Genomic DNA, 22,710 nt, shown 5'->3' on the forward strand with positions numbered 1-22,710 from the left:
GCGTTCAGCTTGTTAAGGTTCGTTCATGAACTTACTGCTGGCTGAAGACGACGCCCTCCTGGCCGATGCCCTGTGTGCGCAGCTGCGCCGTGCCGGCTTCGAGGTCGAGCACGCGCCCAACGGCGCCGTGGCCGAGTACCTGCTGGTCAAGCAGGGTTTCGACGCCGCCATCCTCGACATCGGGCTGCCCATGCTGGACGGCCTGACCGTGCTCAGCCGCGTGCGCGTGGCCCGCCCCGGCCTGCCGGTGCTGCTGCTCACGGCCCGCGATGCGCTGGAAGACCGCGTGCAGGGCCTGAATGCCGGCGCCGACGACTACCTCACCAAGCCCTTCGACTTCCCCGAACTGGAGGCGCGCCTGCACGCGCTGCTGCGCCGCGCCCGGCTGGGCGTGGCGGGCGCCGGTGGCCCGGGCGTGGGCTGCGGCCATCTGCTGCTGGAGCCCGAGGCGCGCCGCGCCACCGTGGATGGCCAGGCCCTGGAGCTGAGCCCGCGCGAGTGGCAGCTGCTGGAGCTGCTGGTGACGCAGCGCGACCGCGTCGTCACCAAGGAGCAGATCCTGCAGACCTGGGGGGCGGACGGCGGCGAGGCCCCAACCAACAACGTCATCGAGGTCTACATCCACCGCCTGCGCAAGAAGCTGGAGGGCGCCGGCGTGGGCGTGCGCACGGTGCGCGGCCTGGGCTATCTGATGGAAACCCAGGCCTCGTGAAAGCCTCCGCCTCGCTGCGGCGCCAGCTCTTTCTGTGGCTTTTGCTGCCGCAGCTGGTGCTGTGGGCGGCCGGGGCCCTGTTCACCTACAAGCTGGCCGAGCGCTATGCCACTGAGGCGGTGGACGCCAGCCTGCTGCAGGCCACGCGCGCGCTGGCGCGGCAGATCAAGCCGCTGGGCACCGGCCTGCTGATCGACCTGCCGCGCGCTGCGCAGGACATCCTCGAGGCCGACCCCGAGGACAAGCTGCTCTACATGGTCAGCAGCCCGCCCGGCCAGTTCATCCTGGGCAACCGCAAGTTGCCCGAGCCCCCGCAGCAGGCGCGCGGCATGCCTGGCCAGCCCCTGGTGTACGACGGCGAACTGCCCGCCAGCCACGAGGCCCCGGCCCAGCGCCTGCGCGTGGCCGCGCTGCTGCTGACCGTGGGCGAGGCCGGCGGCGCCACGCCCATGCGCGTGCAGGTGGCGCGCTCCAGCGCCAACCGCGAGGAGCTGACGCGTCGATTGCTGCTCGACACCGTGCTGCCGCTCTCCGTGCTGATGGCCGGCCTGAGCTTCCTCGTCTGGGCCGGCATCCAGGCCGGGCTGGCGCCCATCGTCCGGCTGCGCCGCGCCGTGGAAGGGCGCGCGCCGGGCGATCTGCGCCCTATCGAGCTGGAAACCGCGCCGGCCGAGCTGCGCTCCCTGGCGCTGGCCATCAACCAGCTGCTGGACGCCGTTCAGCGCACCGTGCAGGCGCAGCGCCGCTTCATTGCCGACGCTGCCCACCAGCTGCGCACCCCCTTGGCCGGCCTGAAGAGCCAGACCGAGCTGGCCTTGGCCGACGCCAGCGAGCCCGCCCAGCGCGAGCGCCTGCAGCGCGTGGTGGAAGGCGCCACCCGTAGCGCGCATCTGGTGGGGCAGTTGCTCAGCCTGGCTCGTGCCGAGCCCGAGGCCGGCAGCAACCAAGCCTGCGAGCCGCTGGACCTGACCCGGCTGGCGCGCGACACCACCGCCGAATGGGTGCCGCGTGCCCTGGCAGCCGGCGTGGATCTAGGCATGGACGACAGCGGCGACGCCGGCGCGCCCGCCGCCTGGGTGCGCGGCCACCCCACCTTGCTGCGCGAGGCCCTGGCCAACTTGCTCGACAACGCCCTGCAGTACGCCGGCCGCGGCGCCGAGGTGACGGTGCGCCTGCAGCGCGCGGGCGATCAGGTCCTCCTGAGCGTCAGCGACACCGGCCCCGGCCTGCCCGCGCATTGGCACGAGAAGGTGCTGGAGCGCTTCGTGCGCGCCACGCACGAAGGCGGCGGCTGCGGGCTGGGGCTGGCGATCGTCAAGGAGATTGCAGAACGCCATGGCGGCCGGGTGGAGGTGGGCGGGCAGGCGCCGCAGGGGCTGGTGGTGCGCCTGCTGCTGCCGGCTGCGCCGCGCTGACTCAGAAGCTAGAAGGCTCTTAGCCGCGCAGCGCCTGCAGCTCGCGCCGCAGCGCCGCGTTTTCGGCCTCCAACTCGGCCACGCGCCGACGCAGCGCTTCGATGCTGTCAGCAGGCGCGCCTTCAGCTGATTCGGTGGTCTCCACGGGTGCCGGCGCGGCCTTGCGCTTGGCCTCGCGCACGCGCTTGGCGGCCTGCTTCAGCTCCTCGGCCCCGGCGGCCGCAGCGGCCACCTGTTCCTCGGCGGGCAGGCTGGCCACGGCGGCGGCGGCGTTGAGCGACACCATGCCCGCCTTGACGGCGCTGACCAGCTCGGGCGCGCCCTGCTTCTGGATCTTCTCGATCTGCTGCACCTGGTTGCTGCTCAGGCGGGCCGCCTTGGCCAGGGCCTCGCGCGTGGCCAGGGCCTCCTGGGGGCTGACGGGCGCGGGGGTTGCCTCAGGCGCGGCCGGCGCTTCGGGTGCGGCCGGCTCGGGTGCTGCGGCCGCGGCACGGGCGCGCCGCTCCGCCACGATGGCGCGCTTGCGCAGGGCCAGCTCGCCGCGCTGGAAGTCGGACAGGCTGCGGCGGCCCAGGTGCTGGTCGATCATCCACAGCTGCACGTCCTCGATGGACTGGAAGCGCGGGTTCTGCACGGTCTGAAAGGGCAGGCCGTGCTGGCGGCAGATGCCGTAACGGTTGTGCCCGTCCACCAGCACATTGCCCCACAGCACCAGAGCGTCGCGGCAGCCCTCGGCCAGCAGGCTGCGCTCCAGGGCTGCGTGTTCGTCGGGTGTCAAAGGGTCGATGTACGCCTTGAGTTCTTCTTTGACGACGATGTCCATCGGGGGCCAGAGCGGGGAAAGGGGGCGGGATTTTAGGAAGGCCCGCCGCCGCGCGCCCGGTTCACCCCGGCACGAACTCCAGCCCCGTATTCGCCAGCCCGACCAGCTCGACTGACTGCGTGTTGAACTCGATCTGGCAGGCCAGCAGCCCAAGCGCTGCCTGGGTGTAGGTGCCGTTGTCGAGCAGGCCGACGAACTGCGCCAGCGCCTCGGGCGAGGCGTCGCTGCCGATGACGTTCTTGTAGACCAGGCGTACGAAGTCGGTGTTTGAACGCGAGCCGGCCAGCTGTTCGAAGATGGGCGTGCCAATGGCCAGCGCGACGATGTCCGCATAGCCCATGCCGGCGTCACGCAGGCTCAGGCCGATGCCCGCGAAGGTGGGATTGGCAATCGCACTGGCCCCGAAGAGTGCGCGCAGGATCTGGGCCACCTGTCCGGCGTTGCCGTCCACAGCGGTGTCGAAGGCCAAGGCCTTGTCGGCGAAGCGCACCCGTTCGATCGCGCGCAGCGTGTCGGTGTCGCCCGCGCCGCCCGAGACCGTCCACCCGGCGGCGTCCCGAGCCAGGGCGTAGGTGGAGCGCGCGGCCAAGTAGACGGCAGTGTCGATGCCGGCGCCGCCGTCGATTCGGTTGGCCACTGCGTTGGCGTAGATCACATCGTTGCCGTTGCCGCCGGTGGCGTTCTCGATCGTCACCGTGTCGTAGATGAACACGGTGTAGGGGTCGTTGAATTGCGGCTGCGAGGTGTTCACCGAGTTGTCCGCATTGCGGGTGGAGAAGGACATCGGCTGACCGAGCTTGCTCCACTGCGCCGGGCGCAGGTCGATCTCAACCGCCCGGTTGCCGGTGGCCACGATAGTGTCGTTGCCACCGCCGTCCCACAGGGTTTGGTTGTAGCGGGCTTCGCCGTCAAAGGTGTAGACGGTGTCGCCGGCGTTGTAGGCCAGGTTGGCGCCGTACAGGTACTGCAGCGCCGCGATGTCCCAGCGCATCGGGGTGGTGGGCGCGAAGTCCGATTGCAGGGCCAGCTCGCCCAGGGTGCCGCGGCCGGGGATGTCGTTGTAGGCCATCACCATGGTCTGCGTCGACTGCGTGGTCAGCGTGTCCGTGCCGGTGAAGGGCAGTACGGTGGGGTTCTCGGGCCAACCCGTCAGAACGCCCGACAGGCCGGCGTCATGCGGGTGCTTCAGGCCCAGGGCGTGGCCCACCTCGTGCAGCAGGGTCAGAAAGTTCTGCGTGCCGCCCGCCCAACCCTCGGGGAAAAGGAAGGTGGAGTTCATCCAGGTGTCGCCGGCACCGGCGAAGTCCTGTGGAAACCAAGAGACCCCCCAACCGGTGGCGGCCATCCCCGGCGGCGCCGAATTGCCGAAGCGCAGCACGCCGGCATCAGCGGACGAGGCCGCCACCTCGGTGAAGCTCAGATTGGCCACATTGGCAAAGACCTGCAGCACCTGGCGCGCGGCCTCCTGCTGGGCCGGGCTGAAGGGCTTGAAGGTACCGAGCTTGGTGCCGAAGCCCGCGCCGAGCGGGTCGTTCTCGCCGTAATTGCCGGCCACGCCAGCCTGGGTGTCGAACGCCGCGGCGGAGGCCGGGAAGGAGAAGGTCACCGAAGCCCCGGTACCGGCCCCACCGGTGCCCCATTTGGAACCACCGATCAGGGCGTCGATCAGGGTGGTGCCCGTGCGCTGGACGAGGCTGGTGACATCACCGGTGTAGGTGGGCAGGCTGGTGGCCATGGGGCGGTGCTCCGAAACGGGGTGTCGGTGCGAGCCAGCAGGCAGGCCGGGCGCGCGGCCACCGACGGTCCGGCGCTGCTGGGCATTTCAACCCCGGCCTGCGGCAGAGTCAATCGCGCCTCGGGTGGTGCGCGGGGCCGGTTCAGTTCGCCAGGAACGCAAGCGCCTTGGGGATGAAATCGGCGTGGTGCTGGAACACGCCACCATGGCCGGCGTCCGGGTAGATGAGCAGCGTGCTGTGCGGCAACCGGCGCGCCAGATCGTGCGAGTTGGGCGTCGGCACCATGCGGTCCTGGTCGCCGTTGACGATCAGCACGGGCTGGGTGATGGCGGAAAGGTCGGCGGGCGGCTTCTCGCCCCAGGCCTTGAGCGCGCGCAGCTGCGCCAGGTAGGCGCCCACCGTGATGTCCGGGTCCCGGTTCTGCGCGCGTTCCTGCAAGCGCGCCAGGAAGGCTTTGCCCGCTTCGATGCCGCTGGGCGTGCGGGTGAAGAACAGGTATTGCTTGGGGTCCTGCCGGGTGAAGAAGCCGCGCAGCAGGTCGTAGTTGGCCACGCCACCCACCTGGCTGATGCCCGCACCGCCCGCCGGGCCGGTGCCGGCCAGGATCATCCGCCGCACGAGTTGCGGCTCCAGCAGCGCGATCTCCTGCGCCACCATGCCGCCCATCGAGAAGCCGAACAGATCGACCTGCGCGAAGCCGCTGGCCTGGATGAAGCGGATCGCATCCAGCGCCATCTGCTCGATCGAATCCGCGGGGGAACCGGTGGAGGCGCCGATGCCGCGGTTGTCGAACACGATCACATGGTGGCGGGCGGCGAGGCCGTCGACCACGCGCGGGTCCCAGTTGTCCAGCACGGCGGCCAGGTGGTTCAGCAGGAGGATCGGCGTGCCGCCGTGCGGTTTGCCGAGCTCGCGGTAGGCGAAGTCGATGCCGCCGGCCGAGAGGGTTTGGGTCGGCACATCCGCCCAGCGACTGCCGGGTGCGGCCTGACTGGCCGGCACGGCAGCGAGTCCGGCGCTCAAGGCGAGGGAAATGGCGAGGCGACGAATGAGACTGGGCATGGCGGGCTCCGGCGATTGACTTCAGGCCTGTTGCGGCAGATAGACGGGCCGCGCGGCGCTCAAGCCCTGCCGGATCTGCTGGGTGAGTTCGTCCGCCAGCACTTCGTCCAGGCCCGCCTCCAGGCCATCGAGCGCGCGCTGGACGATGGCCTCGGGGCTGGACTTCGGCACCTCGAAACCACGCGTCAGATCGGTGTCAACGTACGCCATGTGCAGTGCCAGCACCTGTGTGCGCTGCGCCGCCAGTTCGTGGCGCAAGGCGTTGGTGAGCGACCAGGCCGCGGACTTGCTGGCCGAGTAGGCCGCCAGCTCGCCGCCGTTCACCCACGACGCGACCGACAGCACGTTGAGCAAGGCGCCGCCGCCCTGACGCTGCAGCACCGGCGCGAAGGCCTGGCTGATGCGCAACATGCCGAAGAAGTTGGTTTCGAAGATGCGGCGCGTGAGCGCTTCGCTGTCGGCCATCAGGAAGCCGCCGGGTTGCGCGATGCCTGCGTTGTTGATCACCAGCGTCACGTCCGACGCCAGCGCGGCGGCCGCCGCCACTTGGTCCGGCTGGTTGACGTCCAAGCGCAGGGCCTGAACCCCGGGCTGGGTGATGTTGGCCGGGTCGCGGGCGGCGGCGTAGACCTTGCGGGCGCCGCGCGCCAGCAGTTCGTTGGCGAAGGCAAGGCCGATGCCGCGGTTGGCACCGGTGATCAGGGCGACGGAGTCTTTGATTTGCATGGCAATTCCAATGGGTGTGAAACGTGAATGGAGGGGGTGGGATCGGGGGGGATGTGGTTAGCGCATGCGCACCACCACCTTTCCCTTGGCGCGCCCCTGGGCGAGGTAGTCCAGCGCCTCCTTCGCTTGCTCGAAGGGGAAGACCTTGTCGATCACCGGCCGGATGCGCTCGCTGCGTAGCAGCTCCCCGATCTGGGCCAGCTGCTCGCCATCGGCGCGCGCAAACAGGAAGCCGTAGCGGACGCCGCGCTTCTTGGCCAGGCGCCGGATGGTTCGGCTCATCAGGCCGAACACGAAGCCGAACAGGGCGTTGAGCCCTCGGGCGCGGGCGAAGGCCGGGTCCAGCGGGCCGACCAGCGAGACCATCGTGCCGCCCGGCTTGAGGATGCCGACGGCCTTCTCCAGTTCTTCACCGCGCAAGGTGCCAAGCACCGCGTCGTAGTCGCGCAGCTCCTGCGCGAAGTCCTGCTTCTTGTAGTCGACCACCTCGTCGGCACCCAAGCTGCGCACCCATTCGACATTGCCGCTGCTGGTGGTCGTTCCCACCTGGGCGCCCAGGATCTTGGCCAGCTGGATCGCAAAGCTGCCGATGCCGCCGGAGCCCGCCGGGATGAAGACCTTCTGCTTGGCCTGCAAGCGCATGCGCTCATTCAACGCCTGCCACGAGGTGAGCCCGACCATCGGCACCGAGGCGGCCTGCACGAAGTCCAGATTGGCGGGCTTGAGCGCGGCGGCGCGTTCGGGCACGACGGCATACTCGGCCAGGGAACCCGTGCCCAGATCGAAGCTGCTGGCGAACACGGCGTCGCCCGGCTTGAAGCGCGTCACGCGGCGGCCAACCTCGACCACCACGCCGGCCAGGTCACTGCCCAACGTGGCCGGGAACTGGAACTTCACGACGGCTTTGAAGAGACCCGTCGGGATCATGTTGTCGATCGGGTTCACGCCCGCGGCGTGAACCTGCACCAGCAGTTCGTCGTCCTTCAGCGTGGGGCGGGGCAGCTCGCTGAAGCCGATCTCGGGCGACTTGCCGTAGCGTTTGAAGGTCAGGGCTTTCATGGTCTTTCTCGGGGTGGGCGGGGAATCGGGCCGGTCGAGTCATTTAAAGATGATGACCGTCATATGTAAAGGCGAGCGAAAGGGCCGCATGCGCGGCCAGCTTCAGGCGGGGGCGAGTTGCTTCAGCGCCGCCCGGCAGAGGGCGTCGGAGAGGGCGGGTTCATCCACTGCACGGGCCAGCAGCAGGGTGCCCACCAGGGTGGAGAGCGTCACCAGCGCGCGTTCGTGCGCACCGGGCTGCCCCCAGTCGGGTGACTGTCGGGCGATCAGGTCGATCATTTCCTTGATGTGCCGGGTGGTGACTTGGCGCACCTCGGGCACCTGGCGGGCGGTTTCGGAACCCAGGGCGGCCAGGGGGCAACCTTGTTCGATCTGCGCCAGATGCTCCCGTGAGAGGTAGGCCTGCAGCAGGGCCTCCAGGGCCTGCCCCGGGGGCACACCGGCCACCACGCCAGCAACCGCCGCCGCCGACTCCGCGCAGGCCCGCCCGGTGGCCTCGGCCAGCATCGCTTCCCGCGAGGGGAAGTGGGCATAGAAGCCGCCATGCGTCAGGCCGGCTTCTTTCATGATGTCGGCCACCCCCGTGCCGTCGAAGCCGCTGCGGCGGATGGCCCGTGCGGCCGCTTCGACGATGCGCTCGTGCGTGGCTTGCTTGGCGGCGGCGCGGGCGTTGGGTTTGGTGCGTTGCATGTTGAGCATCATATTAAAAAACGGCGCACGGCGCTGTGATTTCTTCACGGCGCCGGCGGTGGGGGGCTTGGCGGCCTCAAAGCGCCGCCGCCACGCCCTCCGCCAGGAAGTCGAACACCCGCCGCACCACCGGGTTGCCGCGGATCTCGCGGTGCACCACCAGCCACACCGGCAGTTTCGGTGTCACCAGCTCGGGCAGCAGGGGCACCAGGCCGGGCGTGTCACGCACCAGAAAGCTGGCCAGAAAACCGATGCCAGCGCCCGCCTGCACCAGCTGCGTGTAGGCCACCTGGTCGTCGGTGCGCAGGCCGAAGTGTTCGCGCGTCAGCGGCAGGCCGGCGGCTGCCGCGCCTTTGAGGATGGCCTCGTTCTGGTCGTAGCCGATCAGGCGGTGGCCGGCCAGCTCTTCGACGCGGCGTGGCGTGCCGGCGCGCACCAGGTAGTCGCGGTGGGCGCAGGCCTGGATGTTCAGTTCCCCCAGCTTGCGCGCCACCAGGCCGGCCTGCTGGGGCCGCAGCATGCGCAGCGCGATGTCGGCCTCACGGCGCAGCAGGTTGCTCACCGCGTTCGTGGCCACCAGCTCGATCTGGATGCCCGGCTCTTCGGCGTGCAACTCCGCCAGCAGCGGCGGCAGCAGGCTGCTGGCGGCCACCTGGCTGGCGCTCAGTCGCACCTTGCCCTGGCTGCTCTGGCTGCGCCGCACCAGTTGCTGGCCCAGCTGTTCGGCCCCGGCGGCCATTTGCCGCGCCGCTTCGGCCAAGGCCTGCGCGGCGGCGGTGGGCTGCACGCCGCGCCCGGTGCGCTCGAACAGGGCTACGCCCAACTGCGCCTCCAACTGGGCGATGTGACGCGAGAGCGTGGGCTGCTGCGCGTCCAGCGCCCGCGCGGCGCCCATCAGGCTGCCGGCGTCCAGCACCGCCAGAAAGCTCGGAATCAGCGACCAGTCGAAGCGGGGCAGGGTGCTCATACGGTTTTGCATGGCTGGGTTGCACGGGCCGTGGATTGTGGAATGAGCCTGGCCTGCCCACACTGACGGCCTGTTGTCATCGACCCGCGAGCACGCCATGTCCCTTCCCACCGTATTGATCCTCGGCGCCAGCGGCCGCCTGGGGCAGGCGGCCAGCACGGCCTTTGCGGCCTCGGGCTGGCGCGTGCTGCGCCAGGGCCGGCAGGCCCGTGCCGGCGGCCCGCCCACGCTGGCCCTGCCGCTGGCGAACACCGCCGCGCTGGCCGAGGCCGCCGCCGGCGCCCGCGTGGTGCTGCACGCGGCCAACCCGGCCTACACGCGCTGGGGCCAGGAGCTGCTGCCCATGGCGCGCCAGGCCATGGACCTGGCCGAGCGCCTGGACGCTCTGTTGCTCATGCCCGGCAACGTGTACGGCTACGGTGCGGACATGCCTGCCCTGCTGAGCGAGGCCACGCCGGCGCACCCCAGCACGGCCAAGGGCGCGCTGCGCCTGCAGCTGGAGCAGGAGCTGCAGGCCCGTGCCGCCGCCGGGCGCCTGCGCGTGCGTTTGCTGCGTGCGGGCGATTTCTTCGGTGCCGGCCTGGGCAGCTGGCTCGATCTGGCCATTGCCAAGCCACTGCCGCAGGGGCGCCTGCAGTACCCGGGGCCGCTGGACCGCGCGCATGCCTGGGCCTACCTGCCGGACCTGGCCCAGGCCTTCGTGGGCCTGGCGGAACGGCGTGGCGCCATGGGCTACCAGAGCTGGAGCTTCGAGGGTCACACCCTGACCGGTGAAGAGCTGCTGGCCGGCCTGGCCCAGGCCGCGCACGCCCTGGGCTGGCCCGTGCCCGCAAGGCTGGAGCGCATGGCCTGGTGGCCCTGGCAGCTGGCCGCGCCGGTGCTGCCCTTGCTGCGCGAGGTGCTGGCCATGCGCTACCTGTGGCAGCGCCCGCACGCGCTGGACGGCAGCGCCCTGCGCCAGCACCTGGGCGAGCGCCTGGTGCACACGCCGCTGGCATGGGCCCTGCAGGCCAGCCTGGCGGACCTGGCCCGCCAAGGCCTGTGGAAGGGCTGGCCCGCGCTGCCGCAGCGCGAGGTGCTGGCATGAGCACCGCCATCCTGCCCGGCCGCCACACCGCCCGCCCCGAGCGCGATTTCGTGCTCTTCCTGATCGGCATGCGCGTCAACCAGCTCTGGCGGGTGGACCGCTGGCTGCCGGTGGCCCGCGCCATGCCGCGCATGCTGCAGGAGCTGGCTGCCCAGCCCGAGCGTGGCTACCTGCACGGCGAGCTGTGGGGCGGCCGCACCACCGTGATGCTGCAGTACTGGCGCAGCCTGGACGAACTGCTGGCCTACGCCAAGGACCGCGAGGCCGCGCACCTGCCGGCCTGGGCCGATTTCAACCGCCGCGTGGGCAGCAGCGGCACGGTGGGGGTGTGGCACGAGACCTACTGCGTGCAGCCCAGCCAGGTGGAGTCCATCTACGTGAACATGCCGCCCTTTGCGCTGGGGCGGGCGGCGCCGCTGCTGCCGGCCCAAGGGCCGCTGGCGCATGCCCGCGGCCGTATGGGGTCCGCCTGAATTTCAGCCGTGGGTGGGGGTGATCAGGATCTTGCCCTGGCGCTCCCCGGCCGCCGCGGCGGCCACGGCTTCCTGGATCTGCGCCACCTCGTAGCCGGCCTGGATGGGCGTGTGCAGTTTGCCGGCGGCAATCAGCCCGGCCAGTTCGCTCAGCAACTTGAACTGCTCGGCCTGCGGGGTGACGCTGAACCAGCGCGCCAGCCAGAAGCCCTTGAGAGTGACATCGCGGAACACCAGCTCGCGCGGCGTCACGATGCAAGGCTCGCCGCTCAGGGCGCCGTAGTTGACGATGGTGGCGCTCTCAGCCAGCGTGGCGGCCATGCGCATCGTGGCCTGGCCGCCCACGGCGTCGATGCCCAGCTTGATGGCCGCCCCCCCGGTGGCGGCCTTGACTCGCTCGCTCAGGCCCTCGCCATCCACCAGCACCACATCGCCGCCCTGCGCCAGCACACCGGCCACGGCCGATTCGCGCCGCACCAGGTTCACCGTCTTCAGCCCGCGCAGCTTGGCCAGTTGCACCACATAGCTGCCCACGCCCGAGTTGGCGCCGTTCTGAATCACCCAGTCGCCCGGCTGCAGGTCGGCAAACTCGCTCAGCAGCAGCGAGGCGGTGGGCGGGTTGACCGTCAGCATCGCCAGCTGGCGCGGGTCGGCCTCGTTCGGCAGCGGCACCAGGCGCGCGGCCGGCGCCACCACATGCGTGGCCCAGGTGCCGATGCCCACCGGCAGCAGCACCGTCTGGCCAATGCTGGGGCCCGGGGTGTCCGGGCCGAGCTCCACCACGCGGCCCACGCCTTCGCTGCCGCCCACGGCAGGCAGCGGCGGCAGTTGGCCGTACTGGCCGGTCAGCATCAGCACATCGCTGGGGTTGATGGGTGCGGCCAGCACCGCCACCAGGGCCTGGCCGGGTTGCAGCACCGGGCGTTCAAAAGGCACGGCCTGAATCACGGCCTGCGGCACCGGGCCGCGTTCGCTGTACTGGGCTTTGAGCATGGGGGTCATGGTGGGCCGCCGTTCTGGCGCCGGGGGTTGGAATGGAGCGAATGCTAGGGAGAACCCAGCCCTGGCGGAATCCATCGCAGTCAGCAAAATCTTTTGCCGAAACGACAACGATGGACCGTCATGGACAAGCTGCGCGCCCTGCAATACCTGCTCAAGGTGGCCGACACCCTGAGCTTTTCCGGCGCCGCCCGGGCCTTCGGCGTGCCGGCTTCGTCCATCTCGCGCCGCATCGCCGATCTGGAGGCAGAGCTGGGCGTGGAGCTGCTGCACCGCACCACCCGCACCGTGCGGCTCACCGAAATCGGGGCGCTCTACCTGGAGCCGGTGCGCGCCGGCCTGGCGCAGCTGGACGACGCCGCCGAACTGGTGGGCCGGCGCAGCCGCACGCCCAGCGGCACCCTGCGCATCAGCGCCATGCCCAGTTACGGCCAGCTGCTCTTGATGCCGGCGCTGCAGGAGTTCAGCGCGCTGTACCCGGACATCGTGCTCGACGTGCACCTCAGCGACGGTTTGGTGGAGCTGGGGCGCGACCAGATCGACCTGGCGATTCGCGGCGGCCGCCAGCCGCAGGACCGCGTGGTGGCGCGGCGCCTGGATGACAACCGCTTCCTGCTCGCCGCCTCGCCCCAGTACCTGGCGCAGCATGGCCGGCCGCGCACCCTGGCGGACCTGCTCCAGCACAAGGCCCTGCTGTACCGCGGCCCGCATGCGCTGATCCGCTGGCAGGGGCGAGACGAAGAAGGCTGGCGTGAACTCGCGGTGCCGCCCGCTTTCATCAGCAACGACGGCGCCAGCCTGATCGCCCTGGCCTGCCAGCACCGCGGCCTGGTGCTGCTGCCCGAATGGGGCCTGCGCCCCTATCTGCAGCGTGGCGAGCTGCTAGCGCTGGAGCTGGAACAGCCGGTGTCCGTGAGCCGTGGCGGTGAGGCCGGCATCTACTTGCTCTACCTGCAGGCGCGCTTCCAGGTCCCCAAGGTGCGGGTGGCGGTGGAGTTTTTGATGGGGCGATTGGGCGGCGGCGGGCGCCTGTGAGCGCGCCCCGGGCGCTCACTTTTAAAACTGAAAATAATATTCATGCCACTCAAAATAACTACAGGGCGTATGATCCGCCGCTCGTGACGAGCCGCCATTCCCACAGCGGCACTCCCGGCCCGCGCCGTCCCGAGTCTTGCGACCCCCGTCGCCCTTTTGGCTTGCCGAGCTGCAGCCAACCGAGCCACCCTGCTCATGCCGGTCGTGCTTCACGCCGGCGATCCTGATTGATCACGATTTCAAACCACGCCATACCCATGGGCCAGTACGTCGTTTCGCCCGCGACACACCCCACCGCTTGCGGCCGCTTCCGCGCCTCCTTTGCGGTGCAGCGCTCTCGGGGCGAAGGCAGCTACTGCCGCGTGTTCAGGTTTGACACGACGTTTGCATCGCGCGACGCCGCCAGGCTGTTTGCCGTGACGCAAGGCTGGCTGCAAACCAGCATGACCCACCCGCTGGTTTGCTGACGATCTGCCTCCCGCAGATCCAGCCAGCCTTCTCGCGGACTTCCGGTCCGCACGCACGCATCGCGACGATGCACCCCATTGCACTGAAAGGCTCCACCATGAGCAGCAAGATTTACGTGGGCAACCTGCCCTACTCCGTCACCCATATCAGCCTGAAGAGCAACTTCGCCGAGTTCGGCGAGGTGGCTTCGGCCAAGGTCATGACGGACCGTGACACCGGCCAATCCAAGGGCTTCGGCTTTGTGGAAATGACCTCGCCCGAAGGTGCCCAGGCCGCGATCACCGGCTTGCACGGCATGTCCGTCGATGGCCGCACCATCACCGTCAGCCTGGCACGGCCGCGCGAGGAGCGCGGCGCTGCGGGCGCCTCCAGCTCCGAAGGCTTCCGCGCCTCCAATCGCCCGGATGTCGGCTACGGCACGGGTGGCTACGGCGGCGGCCGCTACTGAACCGGGCTGCCACGCCAGCAAGCCGGCTCCTGGAGCCGGCTTTTTTTCGTCTGCATGGGCTTGACGGGGGACGGTCTCGCTCCCGCAGCTGAGCCCCCGCGAACCGGTTGCGGTGGCTGGCCCCCGGAGTGTGAACAGGCCCTAAGCTGCAGAACTTCTCGACCCTGCCAGGCGGTTGCCCATGAAATTTCTCTCTTCGATCCTGGTCGCGATTGCGCTCACGCAGGCCGGTGCCGCTTCGTCCGAGCCCGTGGGACGCTCTGAATTGGTCGGCAAATGGGCCGTCGATGTGTCTCGGTTGCCGATTCCCGCCCCGGTGCGGCCCAAGAGCGTCACGGTCACCTTCGCGGAGGCTGAGGGTGGGCGCCTCTTCACGCGGGTCGAAGTGGTGGATCCGAGCGGAGCGGTCAACTACGCCGAGAGCGTGGCGGAGCTCAACGGCACACCGGTGGTCGTGAAGGGCAATTTGGAGGCCGACACGGCCGCCGCCGCCATGCCGGCCCCGGGCGTCTTGGTCATGCAGCTCGCGAGAGCGGGTGTGCCGGGCTCAACCCGCATCTACACGGTCGCCACCGATCGCCAGTCGATGACGGAGACCGCGGCCAACTTTGGCGAGGATGGCCGCCCGGTCATGCGGACCCACTATTTCAGCCGTGTGCAGTAGGCGCTTGTCCAAGGCCCGCACGGCTGGCAGGCCTTGGCTGGCTGGGTGACCTGAGCTTGCGCGGCCGTCACGGCCCCCAGGATTGCGCGCGCGCCGCCGGGGCCTTTGCCGGCTGAGAATGGTCACTCCATCGCCGCCTCCGGCCCCCATCACCCCATGCTGCCGCCCGCTCTGCCAGCGACCGTCTTTGCAGCCCCCAAGCCTGCGGCTGGGCGGGGCTGGCTGGCGGGCCTGCTGCTGGCCCTGCTGAGCCTGTGCAGTGCGGCGCAGACGACGGTGCGTTACCCTGCGCCCGAGATGAAGGCCGACGCGCGCGGCGACTACCCGGTGCAGGTGCTGGAGCTGGCTCTGCGCAAGAGTGGGCAGTCCTGGGAGGCCCGGCCGAGCCCGCAGCCGATGGTGAAGGGCCGGGCGGTGCTGGAGCTGCTGCGGCCGGAGGGCGGGCTGGACGTGATCTGGGCGCAGAGCAATGCCGAGCGCGAGAACCTGCTGCGGCCGATCCGTCTGCCGATTGACCGCGGGCTGATCGGCTGGCGCGTGGCGCTGCTGCGCGCGGGCGATGCCGAGCGCCTGGCGGCTGTGCGCGAGCTGGAGGATTTGCGCGCGCTGAAGGCCGGCCAGGGGCATGACTGGCCGGACCTGAAGATCCTGCAGGCCAATGGGCTGGAGGTCAGTGCGGTGAACAGCTACCCGGCGCTGTTCAGCATGCTGGCGCTGGGGCGCTTTGACTACCTGCCGCGCTCGCTGGGTGAGTACCGAGAGGAGCTGCGCCAGCAGGAGCCGCAGCAGCTCACGCTGGACCGGCACCTGCTGCTGCACTACCCGGCGGCGCTGTACTTCTTCGTTCGCAAGGACAACGCCGCACTGGCTCAGGCCCTGACGGAAGGCCTGAACCAGGCGCTGCGCGACGGCAGCCTGAAGGCCTTGTTCGACAGCCATTACGGCGCGGCGATCCGTGCGGCAGACATCGCCAACCGCCGCGTGATCCGCCTGCACAACCCGCTGCTGCCGACCGAGCTGCCGCTGGCCCACGCCGATTGGTGGTGGCAGCCGGAGGAGGCTAAGTCCAGCCCGCCGCCGCCCGCAATGCCAGCCCCGCAGCGGTCAACACCAGCAGGGCGCAAACCAGGCGGCGCAGCGTCGGCTCCGGCAGCGGGGCTGGGCGGCCGGCCATCCAGCGGCTGAGGCCCCAGACCACCGGGAAGGCCTCGGCGCTGAGCAACAGCACCGTGGCATCCAACTGGCCGGCGCCGCCCAGCAGCCCCAAGCGCAGCAGGGCGTTGACGGCGAACACGGTGACGAGCGCATCGCGCACGCGCGCCAGCGCCAGCGGCTGGCGGTAGAAGTGGTAAACCAGGGGCGGCCCGGCGGTGGAAAACAGCCCGCCCAGCAGCCCGCCCAAGAGGCCGAAGCCGGCGAAGGAGGCGGGGGCGGAGAGCTGCTGCCGCGGCTGCTGCTGGCGCAGCAGCTGCAGGGCCGCCAGCAAGATGGTCAGCGCCAGCAGGGCCTGCAGCAGTGGCAGCCAGCGCTGGCTCAAGAGCACCAGCAGGCCCGCGCCCAGCCCCACACCCAGCAGGCTGCCGGCCAAGGTGGGGCCCATCACCCCGGGCGGGAACTGCGGGCGCGCGCGCCAGAACAGGCCGGCGGCGTTCACCAGCACCAGCACGCTCACCACATGGGTGAGCGCCGGCAGGGGCGCCACCTGGCTGACGGCCACCAGGCCCAGCAGCACCAGGCCGAAGGCGAAGCCGGTGAGGTTCTGGATCACGCTGGCCAGGGCCACGAAGGCCAGGAACAGCGCGTGGTCCGCCAGGCTCATGGTGGGGGCGCGGTGGGATTGATCAGCGCGTGCGCGCCTGGCGCACCGCCTGCTCCCAGCGTGCCAGGTGCTCGGCGGCCTGGTCGCGCGAACCTTGCGGCTCGAAGCGGCGCTCCACCCGCCACAGGCTGGCCAGTTCGTCCAGCCCGCTGTACAGGCCGGCGCCCAGGCCGGCCAGGCCGGCGGCACCGAAGGCCGTGGTTTCCACCACCTCGGGGCGCAGCACGGGGATGCCGAGCAGGTCGGCCTGGAACTGCATCAGCAGGTTGTTGACGGCCGCACCGCCGTCCACCCGCAGCTCTTGCAGCGCTGCGGTGCCGCTGCGCTGGGCGTCGGCATTCATGGCCTGCAGCAGCACGGTGCTTTGCAGCGCAATGCTCTCCAGCGCCGCACGGGCGATGTGGGCGGCGCTGCTGCCGCGCGTCAGGCCCACGATGGCGCCGCGCGCATTCGCGTCCCAATACGGTGCGCCCAGGCCGGCAAAGGCGGGCACGAAGCTGACACCGCCGCTGTCGGGCACGCTCTCGGCCAGGGCCTGCACCTCGCTGCTGCTGCGAATCAGGCCCAGCCCATCGCGCAGCCACTGCACCACCGCCCCGCCGATGAACACGCTGCCCTCCAGCGCGAACTGCGGCGTGGCGCCAGCTTGCGCGGCGCGTGTGGTCAGCAGGCCGTGCTGCGAGTGGCGCCGCTCGCTGCCCGTGGCCAGCAGCATGAAGCAGCCGGTGCCGTAGGTGTTCTTGGCCAGGCCGGGGCGGAAGCAGGCCTGGCCGAACAGCGCGGCCTGCTGGTCGCCGGCGATGCCGGTGATGGGAATGGGCGCGCCGAACAGCGCGGCATCGCTGTGGCCGAAGGGGTGGGCCGAGGGGTGCACGCTCGGCAGCAGCGAAGCCGGCAGCTGCAGGCGCGCCAGCAGGGTGTCGTCCCAGGCGTCGCGCTCGATGTCGAACAGCAGGGTGCGGGCGGCGTTGCTGGCATCGGTGGCGTGCACCTGGCCGCCGGTCAGGCGCCAGAGCAGCCAGCTGTCCACGGTGCCGGAGGCGAGCTCGCCGCGCTCGGCGGCGGCGCGGGCGCCGGGCACCTGCTCCAGCAGCCAGGCCAGCTTGGTGGCGCTGAAGTAGGGGTCGATCACCAGCCCGGTGCGCTCGCGCAGGCGCTCGGCCAGGCCCTCAGTGCGCAGCTGCTGGCACAGGGGCTCGGTGCGGCGGTCCTGCCAGACCAGGGCGCGGTGCAGGGGCTGACCCGTGCGGCGGTTCCACAGGCAGGTGGTTTCGCGCTGGTTGGTGATGCCGATGGCGGCGATGTCCTGCGCCTGCAGGCCGGCGCGCTGCAGGGCTTCGTGCGCGGTGGCCAGCTGGGTCTGCCAGATCTCTTCGAGGTCGTGCTCCACCCAGCCGGGTTGCGGGTAGTGCTGGGTGAACTCGCGCTGCGCCTGCGCAACCAGGCGGCCGTCGCGGCTGAAGACGATGCTGCGCGAGCTGGAGGTGCCCTGGTCCAGCGCCAGCAGGTAGGCGCCGCTCATCGCGCGGCTCCGATGCCGGCCATGCACAGGTACTTCATCTCCAGGTACTCGTCCATGCCGTGGCGCGAGCCCTCGCGGCCCAGGCCGCTGTGCTTCACGCCGCCGAAGGGCACCTCGGCGGTGGAGATCAGGCCGGTGTTGACGCCCACCATGCCGTACTCCAGCGCCTCGCCGACGCGGAAGATGCGGCCCATGTCGCGGCTGTAGAAGTAGCTGGCCAGGCCGAACTCGGTGGCATTGGCCAGTTGAATCGCCTCGGCCTCGGTGTGGAAGCGAAACACCGGCGCCACCGGGCCGAAGATTTCCTCGCGCGCGCAGCGCATGCCGGCGTGGGCGTCGGCCAACACGGTGGGGGCATAGCTGTGCGGGGCCAGGCGGTGGCCGCCGGTCAGCAGCCGGGCGCCCTGGTCCAGGGCGTCCTGCACATGGGCCTCCACCTTGGCCAGGGCGTCGGCGTCGATCAGCGGGCCCTGCTGCACGCCGGCCTCGAAGCCATTGCCGACGCGCAGCTGGGCGGCGCGTTCAGCCAGTTTGGTGACGAAGGCTTCGTACACGCCGTCCTGCACATACAGGCGGTTGGCGCACACGCAGGTCTGGCCGGCGTTGCGGTACTTGCTGATCATGGCGCCCTCGACGGCGGCGTCCACGTCGGCGTCGTCGAACACGATGAAGGGCGCATTGCCGCCCAGCTCCAGCGCCAGCTTTTTGATGCTGGGCGCGCACTGCGCCATCAGGAGGCGCCCGACCTCGGTGCTGCCGGTGAAGGAGAGGTGGCGCACGGTGTCGCTCGCGCACAGCGCACGGCCGATGGCGACGGACTGTGCGCCGTCGCCGGTCACCACGTTCAGCACGCCATCCGGCAGGCCGGCGCGGCGTGCCAGCTCGGCCAGGGCCAGCGCGCACAGCGGCGTCTGCTCGGCCGGCTTGACGACGACGGTGCAACCGGCGGCGAGGGCCGGCGCCACCTTGCGCGTGATCATGGCCACCGGGAAGTTCCAGGGCGTGATGGCCGCGCACACCCCGATGGGCTGGCGCAGCACCAGGTAGCGCTTGTCGGGGTCGGTGGTGGGGATGGTTTCGCCGTACACGCGGCGCGCCTCTTCGGCGAACCACTCGATGAAGCTGGCACCAAACGCAATCTCGCCGCGCGCCTCGGCCAGGGGCTTGCCCTGCTCGGCGGTCATCAGCCGGGCCAGGTCCTCGGCATGCTGGTGCAGCAGCGCGGCCCAGCGCTGCAGCGCGGCGGCGCGCTGCTTGGCCGGCAGCGCGGCCCACGCGGGCAGGGCGGCTGAAGCGGCGGCAATGGCCTCTTGTGTTTCCGCCTCGCCCAGGTTGGCCACCTCGGCCAGCAGGGCGCCAGTGGCCGGGTCGTGCACGTCAAAGCGGCGTTCACCAGCGCGCCAATGCGCTCCGATGCGCGCGTCGCGCACGAGCAGGCTGGGGTCGGAGAGGGCGAAGGCGGGCTGTTGCATGGGAAGTCTCTACGGTAGTTGGCGGTAGCGGCGCGCCAGGTCGATGAAGGGCTCCAGGCCGAGCTGTTCGGGCGTGCGCCCCAGCTCTTCGGCCAGCAGGGCGGCCACCGGTGCGGCCAGGGCCTCGGCGCGGGCGGCGTCCAGAAACAGCAGGCGGCAGCGGCGCGCCAGCACGTCTTCCACGCTGCGCGCCAGCTCATGCCGGGCGGCAAAGCGCACCATGGCTTCGCTGAGGCCGCAGCCTGGGGCCTCGGCCTGCCAGAGCCAGTTGTTGGCGCCGGGCAGGGCTTGCAGGGCCGCGGCCTCGCTGCCGTAACCGTGCAGGCCGGGCGGGGCGGAAACCGGCGGGCCGCCGGCCTGGGCGCCCACCAGGGGCAGGCGCTCGGTGCCGCCGGCCGGGGTGGCGGGCAGCAGGCCAGCCGCGGCACAGCGTTCCAGCACGTCTTCGGCCATGGCGCGGTAGGTGGTCCATTTGCCGCCAGTGACGGTGACCAGGCCGCTCGCCGCCACACGCACGGTGTGTTCGCGCGAGATGCCGCCGGTGCCGCCGCCATCCTCGCCCTCGGGCTTGACCAAGGGCCGCAGCCCCACCCAGCAGCTGCGCACATCGGCCGGCTGGGGCGCCCGGCGCAGCACGCGGCCGGCCTCGCGCAGGATGAAGGCCACTTCCTCCTGCAGCGCCTCGGGCTCCAGCGGCAGGGCGTCGCGCGGGGTGTCGGTGGTGCCCAGCAGGGTGCTGCCCAGCCAGGGCACGGCGAACAGCACGCGGCCGTCGTCGGTGCGCGGCACCAGCAGGGCGTGGTCGCCGCCCAGGAAGGAACGGTCCACCACCAGGTGCACGCCCTGGCTGGGGCGCAGCATGGCCGTGGGCGCAGGCTGCGCGCCGGCTTCGGCATCGAGCCCGCGCAGCGCATCCACCCACACGCCGGTGGCGTTGACGACACAGGCCGCGCTCAGCTCCAGCACCTCGCCGCTTTCACGGCAGCGCGCCTGCACGCCGGCCACGTGGCCCTTCTCGTGGCGCAGGGCCGTCACCTCGCAGTGGTTCAGCAGGTCGGCCCCGCGGGCCAGGGCGGTGCGGGCCAGGGCCAGGGCCAGGCGGGCGTCGTCGAACTGGGCGTCCCAGTAGCGCACGCCGCCCCTCAGGCCTGCAGGCGCGGCGCCGGGCAGCAGCTCCGTCACGCGGCGGCTGCGCAGGAACTCGGTGGGGCCCAGGCTGCGGCGGCCGGCCAGCCACTCATAGGCCTTCAGGCCCAGGCCGTAGTAGGGCGCCTGCCAGAACCGCCGGGCCGGGGTGACGAAACCCAACGGCGAGGCCAGGTGCGGGGCGTTGGCCAGCACCGTGGCGCGTTCGTGCAGGGCCTCGCGCACCAGGCCGATCTGGCCCTGCGCCAGGTAGCGCACGCCGCCGTGCAGCAGCTTGGTGCTGCGCGAGGAGGTGCCCTTGGCGAAGTCCTCGGCCTCCAGCAGGGCGGTGCGCAGGCCGCGCTGCGCGGCGTCCAGCGCCAGCCCGAGGCCGGTGGCGCCGCCGCCCACCACGATGAGGTCGTAGCGCTCGCCGCGGCGCAGGCGCTCCAGCAGCTGGCTGCGTTGCATCAGCTGATGACGGATTGCTGCGCGATGCCGGCATCCACCAGCACATGCTGGCCGGTCATGCCGTCGCTGTCGTCCGCGGCCAGGAAGAGGGTGGGGCGCGCCACATGGCCGGGGTCGAGGCGGATCTTCAGGCACTGCGCGTCCAGGAAGGCCTGGTCGGCAGCGGGGTCGCGGTGCAGGGTGGTCTGGCGCTCGGTGACGATGGCGCCGGGCACGATGGCATTGACGCGGATGTTGCGCGGGCCCAGCTCGCGCGCCAAGGTGCGCGTCAGGCCCAGGATGCCGGCCTTGGCGGTGGTGTAGCCCACCAGATTGGGCCGCCCGCGCATCCACGACACCGAGCCCATGTTGACGATGGAGCCCCCGCCAGCCGCCGCCATGCCCGGCGCCACGGCCTGGATGGCGAAGAAGTAATGCTTGAGGTTGAGCGCCAAGCGGTCGTCCCAGTACTCGGAGGTCACTTCCTCCATCGCGTGGCGGTCGTCGCGGCCCGCGTTGTTGATCAGCACGCGGATGGGGCCGAGCTTGGCGGCCACCTCGCCCAGCAGGGCCTGGTAGGCGGCCACGTCGCGCACATCGCAGGGGGCGAAGAAGGGGGCCTCGTGGCCGGCGGCGCGCAGGGTTTCGATGAGTTCATCGCCGCCATCGGCGCGCAGGCCGCAGAAGGCCACGCGCGCGCCCTGGGCGGCGAAGGCGCGCACCAGCTCGGCGCCGATGCCGGAGCTGCCGCCGGAGATGAAGACGACGCGGCCTTGCAGCGACGGATAACGGGTGAAGGCCGGGTGGATGGCTTGTGTCATGGCAAGGGGTCCAGCTGAGCAAGCGGGGCGGGCAGGCCGGGAACATCCACGCGCAGCTGCAGCACGCGGCCGGACCAGGGCATGGCCTCCAGTTCGCCGGCCGGGCGCTTTTCGCGCGCGGTGGTGAGGTAAAGCGTGCGCAAGTCCGCGCCGCCAAAGCAGGGCATGGTGGGGCAGCGCACCGGCACGGGCACCGTGCGCAGCAACTCGCCCTCGGGCGAGAAGCGCAGCAAGCGCGCGCCCTCGAACATCGCCACCCAGTAGCAGCCCTCGGTGTCCACGGCGGCACCGTCCGGCCGGCCGCCGTAGAGCGCGGGCGCGGCCTCGTCCTTGGGCTCGAAGCGCAGGAAGAGCTCGCGCGGGCCGAGCCGGCCGGTGTGCGGGTCGAAGTCCATGCGGTAGACCACATGGGCCTTGGTATCGGCCCAGTAGGCCAGCCGGCCGTCGGGGCTCCAGGCCAGGCCGTTGCTGACGGTGATGTCACCCGCCTGGCGCTGCAGAGTGTTGCCGTCCAAGCGGTAGAGCGCGGCGCGCGGCGCGTCACGCGGCTCGTAGATGGTGCCCACCCAGAAGCGCCCCTGCGGGTCGACCTTGCCGTCGTTGAAGCGTTCGAAGGCCGGGTCATACGGGGCGGGGGCGAGCGGGGTGCTGCGGCCGCTGCGCGGGTCAAAGCGCACCAGGCCGTCGCGCCGCGTCAGCAGCAAGTCGCCTGCCGTGGTGGCGGCGCAGCAGCCCAGGTCGGCGTCGAAGGCCCATTCCTGGTACTGGCCACCGGCGGGGTCGTAGCGCAGCAGGCGGCGGCCCGGGATGTCCACCCAGTACAGCACCTGCTCCAGCGGGTGCCAGAGCGGGGATTCCCCCAGCACATTGGGCGGGACGGGGACGGCGTCGATGCTCATGGGCGTGCCTCCGGCGGCAGGCGCTGCAGGCGCATCCAGCCCTGCAGCAGCTGGCCCGGCGCCAGCGCCACCAGGCCCTGGGCCAGTGGGTCGGGCGCCTGGATGGCGTTGTTGACATGGCTGACCGGCTCGACGCAGAAATGCGGCGCGCCGGCCGGGGTGAAGACCACCAACTGCCAGGTGCTGGCGGTGAGGTGCAGGCGGTGGCTGGCGTCCTCCACCCAGGCCTCCCCAGACC

22 protein-coding genes and 1 pseudogene are annotated in these 22,710 nt (G+C 71.1%); 8 read left to right on the forward strand and 15 right to left on the reverse strand.

What is annotated here, in order from left to right:
- The first annotated feature begins 25 nt into the window (after window positions 1-25).
- Both ACE3QP_RS14690 and ACE3QP_RS14695 read left to right on the forward strand, forming a co-directional pair.
- The gene (locus ACE3QP_RS14690) at window positions 26-712 is read left to right on the forward strand and encodes a response regulator transcription factor (protein ID WP_374437194.1); all 687 of its coding nucleotides are present in this window, start codon (window positions 26-28) and stop codon (window positions 710-712) included.
- On the forward strand, window positions 709-2,127 hold the full coding sequence (locus ACE3QP_RS14695; protein ID WP_374437195.1) for a sensor histidine kinase: 1,419 nt from the start codon (window positions 709-711) through the stop codon (window positions 2,125-2,127). Before ACE3QP_RS14690 ends, ACE3QP_RS14695 begins: the two co-directional genes overlap by 4 nt.
- 19 nt (window positions 2,128-2,146) lie before the next feature.
- On the opposite strand, the gene ACE3QP_RS14700 is transcribed toward ACE3QP_RS14695, so the two are convergent.
- From ACE3QP_RS14700 to ACE3QP_RS14730, 7 genes are all read right to left on the reverse strand, one after another.
- Window positions 2,147-2,950 (reverse strand): plasmid replication/partition related protein, encoded by an 804-nt coding sequence (locus tag ACE3QP_RS14700; RefSeq protein ID WP_374437196.1) that lies wholly within the window; start codon window positions 2,948-2,950, stop codon window positions 2,147-2,149.
- 61 nt (window positions 2,951-3,011) lie between these two features.
- Entirely contained in the window at window positions 3,012-4,685 is a 1,674-nt protein-coding gene (locus tag ACE3QP_RS14705) for a M10 family metallopeptidase C-terminal domain-containing protein (RefSeq protein WP_374437198.1), read from the reverse strand.
- A 142-nt stretch (window positions 4,686-4,827) separates the two neighbouring features.
- Window positions 4,828-5,748: an alpha/beta fold hydrolase gene (locus ACE3QP_RS14710; RefSeq protein WP_374437199.1), complete on the reverse strand. Its 921-nt coding sequence runs from the start codon at window positions 5,746-5,748 to the stop codon at window positions 4,828-4,830.
- 21 nt (window positions 5,749-5,769) lie between these two features.
- On the reverse strand, window positions 5,770-6,474 hold the full coding sequence (locus tag ACE3QP_RS14715) for an SDR family oxidoreductase (protein WP_374437200.1): 705 nt from the start codon (window positions 6,472-6,474) through the stop codon (window positions 5,770-5,772).
- 57 nt (window positions 6,475-6,531) lie between these two features.
- Entirely contained in the window at window positions 6,532-7,533 is a 1,002-nt protein-coding gene (locus tag ACE3QP_RS14720) for an NADP-dependent oxidoreductase (RefSeq protein WP_374437202.1), read from the reverse strand.
- Between the two features lie 102 nt (window positions 7,534-7,635).
- Complete coding sequence (locus ACE3QP_RS14725) at window positions 7,636-8,223, reverse strand: TetR/AcrR family transcriptional regulator (protein WP_374437203.1); 588 nt, start codon at window positions 8,221-8,223, stop codon at window positions 7,636-7,638.
- 76 nt (window positions 8,224-8,299) lie between these two features.
- Window positions 8,300-9,190, reverse strand: coding sequence for a LysR family transcriptional regulator (locus ACE3QP_RS14730; protein WP_374437205.1), 891 nt, complete (start codon window positions 9,188-9,190; stop codon window positions 8,300-8,302).
- Between the two features lie 97 nt (window positions 9,191-9,287).
- Here ACE3QP_RS14730 and ACE3QP_RS14735 point away from each other — a divergent pair, with 97 nt between their 5' ends.
- Both ACE3QP_RS14735 and ACE3QP_RS14740 read left to right on the forward strand, forming a co-directional pair.
- On the forward strand, window positions 9,288-10,277 hold the full coding sequence (locus ACE3QP_RS14735) for an NAD-dependent epimerase/dehydratase family protein (protein WP_374437207.1): 990 nt from the start codon (window positions 9,288-9,290) through the stop codon (window positions 10,275-10,277).
- A complete protein-coding gene (locus ACE3QP_RS14740) occupies window positions 10,274-10,750 on the forward strand; it encodes a DUF4188 domain-containing protein (RefSeq protein ID WP_374437209.1) in 477 nt (158 codons plus the stop codon). The genes ACE3QP_RS14735 and ACE3QP_RS14740 overlap by 4 nt, the downstream gene beginning before the upstream one ends.
- 3 nt (window positions 10,751-10,753) lie before the next feature.
- On the opposite strand, the gene ACE3QP_RS14745 is transcribed toward ACE3QP_RS14740, so the two are convergent.
- Window positions 10,754-11,752, reverse strand: coding sequence for a zinc-dependent alcohol dehydrogenase family protein (locus ACE3QP_RS14745; RefSeq protein ID WP_374437211.1), 999 nt, complete (start codon window positions 11,750-11,752; stop codon window positions 10,754-10,756).
- 120 nt (window positions 11,753-11,872) lie between these two features.
- Here ACE3QP_RS14745 and ACE3QP_RS14750 point away from each other — a divergent pair, with 120 nt between their 5' ends.
- The 4 genes from ACE3QP_RS14750 (at window position 11,873) to ACE3QP_RS14765 (ending at window position 14,364) form a co-directional block, all read left to right on the forward strand.
- Window positions 11,873-12,784 carry a LysR substrate-binding domain-containing protein gene (locus ACE3QP_RS14750; RefSeq protein ID WP_374437212.1) on the forward strand — a complete coding sequence of 304 codons (912 nt, stop codon included), beginning with the start codon at window positions 11,873-11,875 and terminating at the stop codon, window positions 12,782-12,784.
- 257 nt (window positions 12,785-13,041) lie between these two features.
- Window positions 13,042-13,251 (forward strand): hypothetical protein, encoded by a 210-nt coding sequence (locus ACE3QP_RS14755; RefSeq protein ID WP_374437214.1) that lies wholly within the window; start codon window positions 13,042-13,044, stop codon window positions 13,249-13,251.
- Between the two features lie 98 nt (window positions 13,252-13,349).
- Window positions 13,350-13,700: an RNA recognition motif domain-containing protein gene (locus ACE3QP_RS14760; RefSeq protein ID WP_374437215.1), complete on the forward strand. Its 351-nt coding sequence runs from the start codon at window positions 13,350-13,352 to the stop codon at window positions 13,698-13,700.
- A 181-nt stretch (window positions 13,701-13,881) separates the two neighbouring features.
- Window positions 13,882-14,364 carry a hypothetical protein gene (locus tag ACE3QP_RS14765; RefSeq protein ID WP_374437217.1) on the forward strand — a complete coding sequence of 161 codons (483 nt, stop codon included), beginning with the start codon at window positions 13,882-13,884 and terminating at the stop codon, window positions 14,362-14,364.
- 1,060 nt (window positions 14,365-15,424) lie between these two features.
- Here ACE3QP_RS14765 and ACE3QP_RS14770 read toward each other — a convergent pair.
- From ACE3QP_RS14770 to ACE3QP_RS14800, 7 genes and pseudogenes are all read right to left on the reverse strand, one after another.
- Window positions 15,425-16,183, reverse strand: a complete 759-nt coding sequence (locus tag ACE3QP_RS14770; RefSeq protein WP_374437219.1) for a TSUP family transporter — start codon at window positions 16,181-16,183, stop codon at window positions 15,425-15,427.
- A 22-nt stretch (window positions 16,184-16,205) separates the two neighbouring features.
- On the reverse strand, window positions 16,206-17,705 hold the full coding sequence (gene glpK, locus ACE3QP_RS14775) for a glycerol kinase GlpK (protein WP_374437221.1): 1,500 nt from the start codon (window positions 17,703-17,705) through the stop codon (window positions 16,206-16,208).
- Window positions 17,702-19,177, reverse strand: coding sequence for an NAD-dependent succinate-semialdehyde dehydrogenase (locus ACE3QP_RS14780; protein WP_374437223.1), 1,476 nt, complete (start codon window positions 19,175-19,177; stop codon window positions 17,702-17,704). Before ACE3QP_RS14780 ends, glpK begins: the two co-directional genes overlap by 4 nt.
- 9 nt (window positions 19,178-19,186) lie before the next feature.
- The gene (locus tag ACE3QP_RS14785; RefSeq protein ID WP_374437224.1) at window positions 19,187-20,773 is read right to left on the reverse strand and encodes a glycerol-3-phosphate dehydrogenase/oxidase; all 1,587 of its coding nucleotides are present in this window, start codon (window positions 20,771-20,773) and stop codon (window positions 19,187-19,189) included.
- Window positions 20,773-21,573, reverse strand: coding sequence for an SDR family NAD(P)-dependent oxidoreductase (locus ACE3QP_RS14790; RefSeq protein ID WP_374437225.1), 801 nt, complete (start codon window positions 21,571-21,573; stop codon window positions 20,773-20,775). The genes ACE3QP_RS14785 and ACE3QP_RS14790 overlap by 1 nt, the downstream gene beginning before the upstream one ends.
- The gene (locus ACE3QP_RS14795; RefSeq protein WP_374437226.1) at window positions 21,570-22,472 is read right to left on the reverse strand and encodes an SMP-30/gluconolactonase/LRE family protein; all 903 of its coding nucleotides are present in this window, start codon (window positions 22,470-22,472) and stop codon (window positions 21,570-21,572) included. Before ACE3QP_RS14795 ends, ACE3QP_RS14790 begins: the two co-directional genes overlap by 4 nt.
- A pseudogene (locus tag ACE3QP_RS14800) lies at window positions 22,469-22,710 on the reverse strand (aldose 1-epimerase); the annotation flags it as partial. The gene ACE3QP_RS14795 and the pseudogene ACE3QP_RS14800, both read right to left, overlap by 4 nt.

The organism is Inhella sp. (genome assembly GCF_041912635.1).
Lineage (GTDB): Bacteria > Pseudomonadota > Gammaproteobacteria > Burkholderiales > Burkholderiaceae_C > Inhella.

Bases quoted from the DNA above. Each gene is read 5' to 3' on its own strand.
- ACE3QP_RS14725 (WP_374437203.1), bottom strand. From the start codon at position 8,223: ATGCAACGCACCAAACCCAACGCCCGCGCCGCCGCCAAGCAAGCCACG.
- ACE3QP_RS14795 (WP_374437226.1), bottom strand. From the start codon at position 22,472: ATGAGCATCGACGCCGTCCCCGTCCCGCCCAATGTGCTGGGGGAATCC.
- ACE3QP_RS14750 (WP_374437212.1), top strand. From the start codon at position 11,873: ATGGACAAGCTGCGCGCCCTGCAATACCTGCTCAAGGTGGCCGACACC.
- ACE3QP_RS14740 (WP_374437209.1), top strand. From the start codon at position 10,274: ATGAGCACCGCCATCCTGCCCGGCCGCCACACCGCCCGCCCCGAGCGC.
- ACE3QP_RS14790 (WP_374437225.1), bottom strand. From the start codon at position 21,573: ATGACACAAGCCATCCACCCGGCCTTCACCCGTTATCCGTCGCTGCAA.
- ACE3QP_RS14755 (WP_374437214.1), top strand. From the start codon at position 13,042: ATGGGCCAGTACGTCGTTTCGCCCGCGACACACCCCACCGCTTGCGGC.
- ACE3QP_RS14710 (WP_374437199.1), bottom strand. From the start codon at position 5,748: ATGCCCAGTCTCATTCGTCGCCTCGCCATTTCCCTCGCCTTGAGCGCC.
- ACE3QP_RS14745 (WP_374437211.1), bottom strand. From the start codon at position 11,752: ATGACCCCCATGCTCAAAGCCCAGTACAGCGAACGCGGCCCGGTGCCG.
- ACE3QP_RS14780 (WP_374437223.1), bottom strand. From the start codon at position 19,177: ATGCAACAGCCCGCCTTCGCCCTCTCCGACCCCAGCCTGCTCGTGCGC.
- ACE3QP_RS14730 (WP_374437205.1), bottom strand. From the start codon at position 9,190: ATGAGCACCCTGCCCCGCTTCGACTGGTCGCTGATTCCGAGCTTTCTG.
- ACE3QP_RS14700 (WP_374437196.1), bottom strand. From the start codon at position 2,950: ATGGACATCGTCGTCAAAGAAGAACTCAAGGCGTACATCGACCCTTTG.
- ACE3QP_RS14765 (WP_374437217.1), top strand. From the start codon at position 13,882: ATGAAATTTCTCTCTTCGATCCTGGTCGCGATTGCGCTCACGCAGGCC.
- ACE3QP_RS14735 (WP_374437207.1), top strand. From the start codon at position 9,288: ATGTCCCTTCCCACCGTATTGATCCTCGGCGCCAGCGGCCGCCTGGGG.
- glpK (WP_374437221.1), bottom strand. From the start codon at position 17,705: ATGAGCGGCGCCTACCTGCTGGCGCTGGACCAGGGCACCTCCAGCTCG.
- ACE3QP_RS14690 (WP_374437194.1), top strand. From the start codon at position 26: ATGAACTTACTGCTGGCTGAAGACGACGCCCTCCTGGCCGATGCCCTG.
- ACE3QP_RS14720 (WP_374437202.1), bottom strand. From the start codon at position 7,533: ATGAAAGCCCTGACCTTCAAACGCTACGGCAAGTCGCCCGAGATCGGC.
- ACE3QP_RS14715 (WP_374437200.1), bottom strand. From the start codon at position 6,474: ATGCAAATCAAAGACTCCGTCGCCCTGATCACCGGTGCCAACCGCGGC.
- ACE3QP_RS14705 (WP_374437198.1), bottom strand. From the start codon at position 4,685: ATGGCCACCAGCCTGCCCACCTACACCGGTGATGTCACCAGCCTCGTC.
- ACE3QP_RS14770 (WP_374437219.1), bottom strand. From the start codon at position 16,183: ATGAGCCTGGCGGACCACGCGCTGTTCCTGGCCTTCGTGGCCCTGGCC.
- ACE3QP_RS14785 (WP_374437224.1), bottom strand. From the start codon at position 20,773: ATGCAACGCAGCCAGCTGCTGGAGCGCCTGCGCCGCGGCGAGCGCTAC.
- ACE3QP_RS14760 (WP_374437215.1), top strand. From the start codon at position 13,350: ATGAGCAGCAAGATTTACGTGGGCAACCTGCCCTACTCCGTCACCCAT.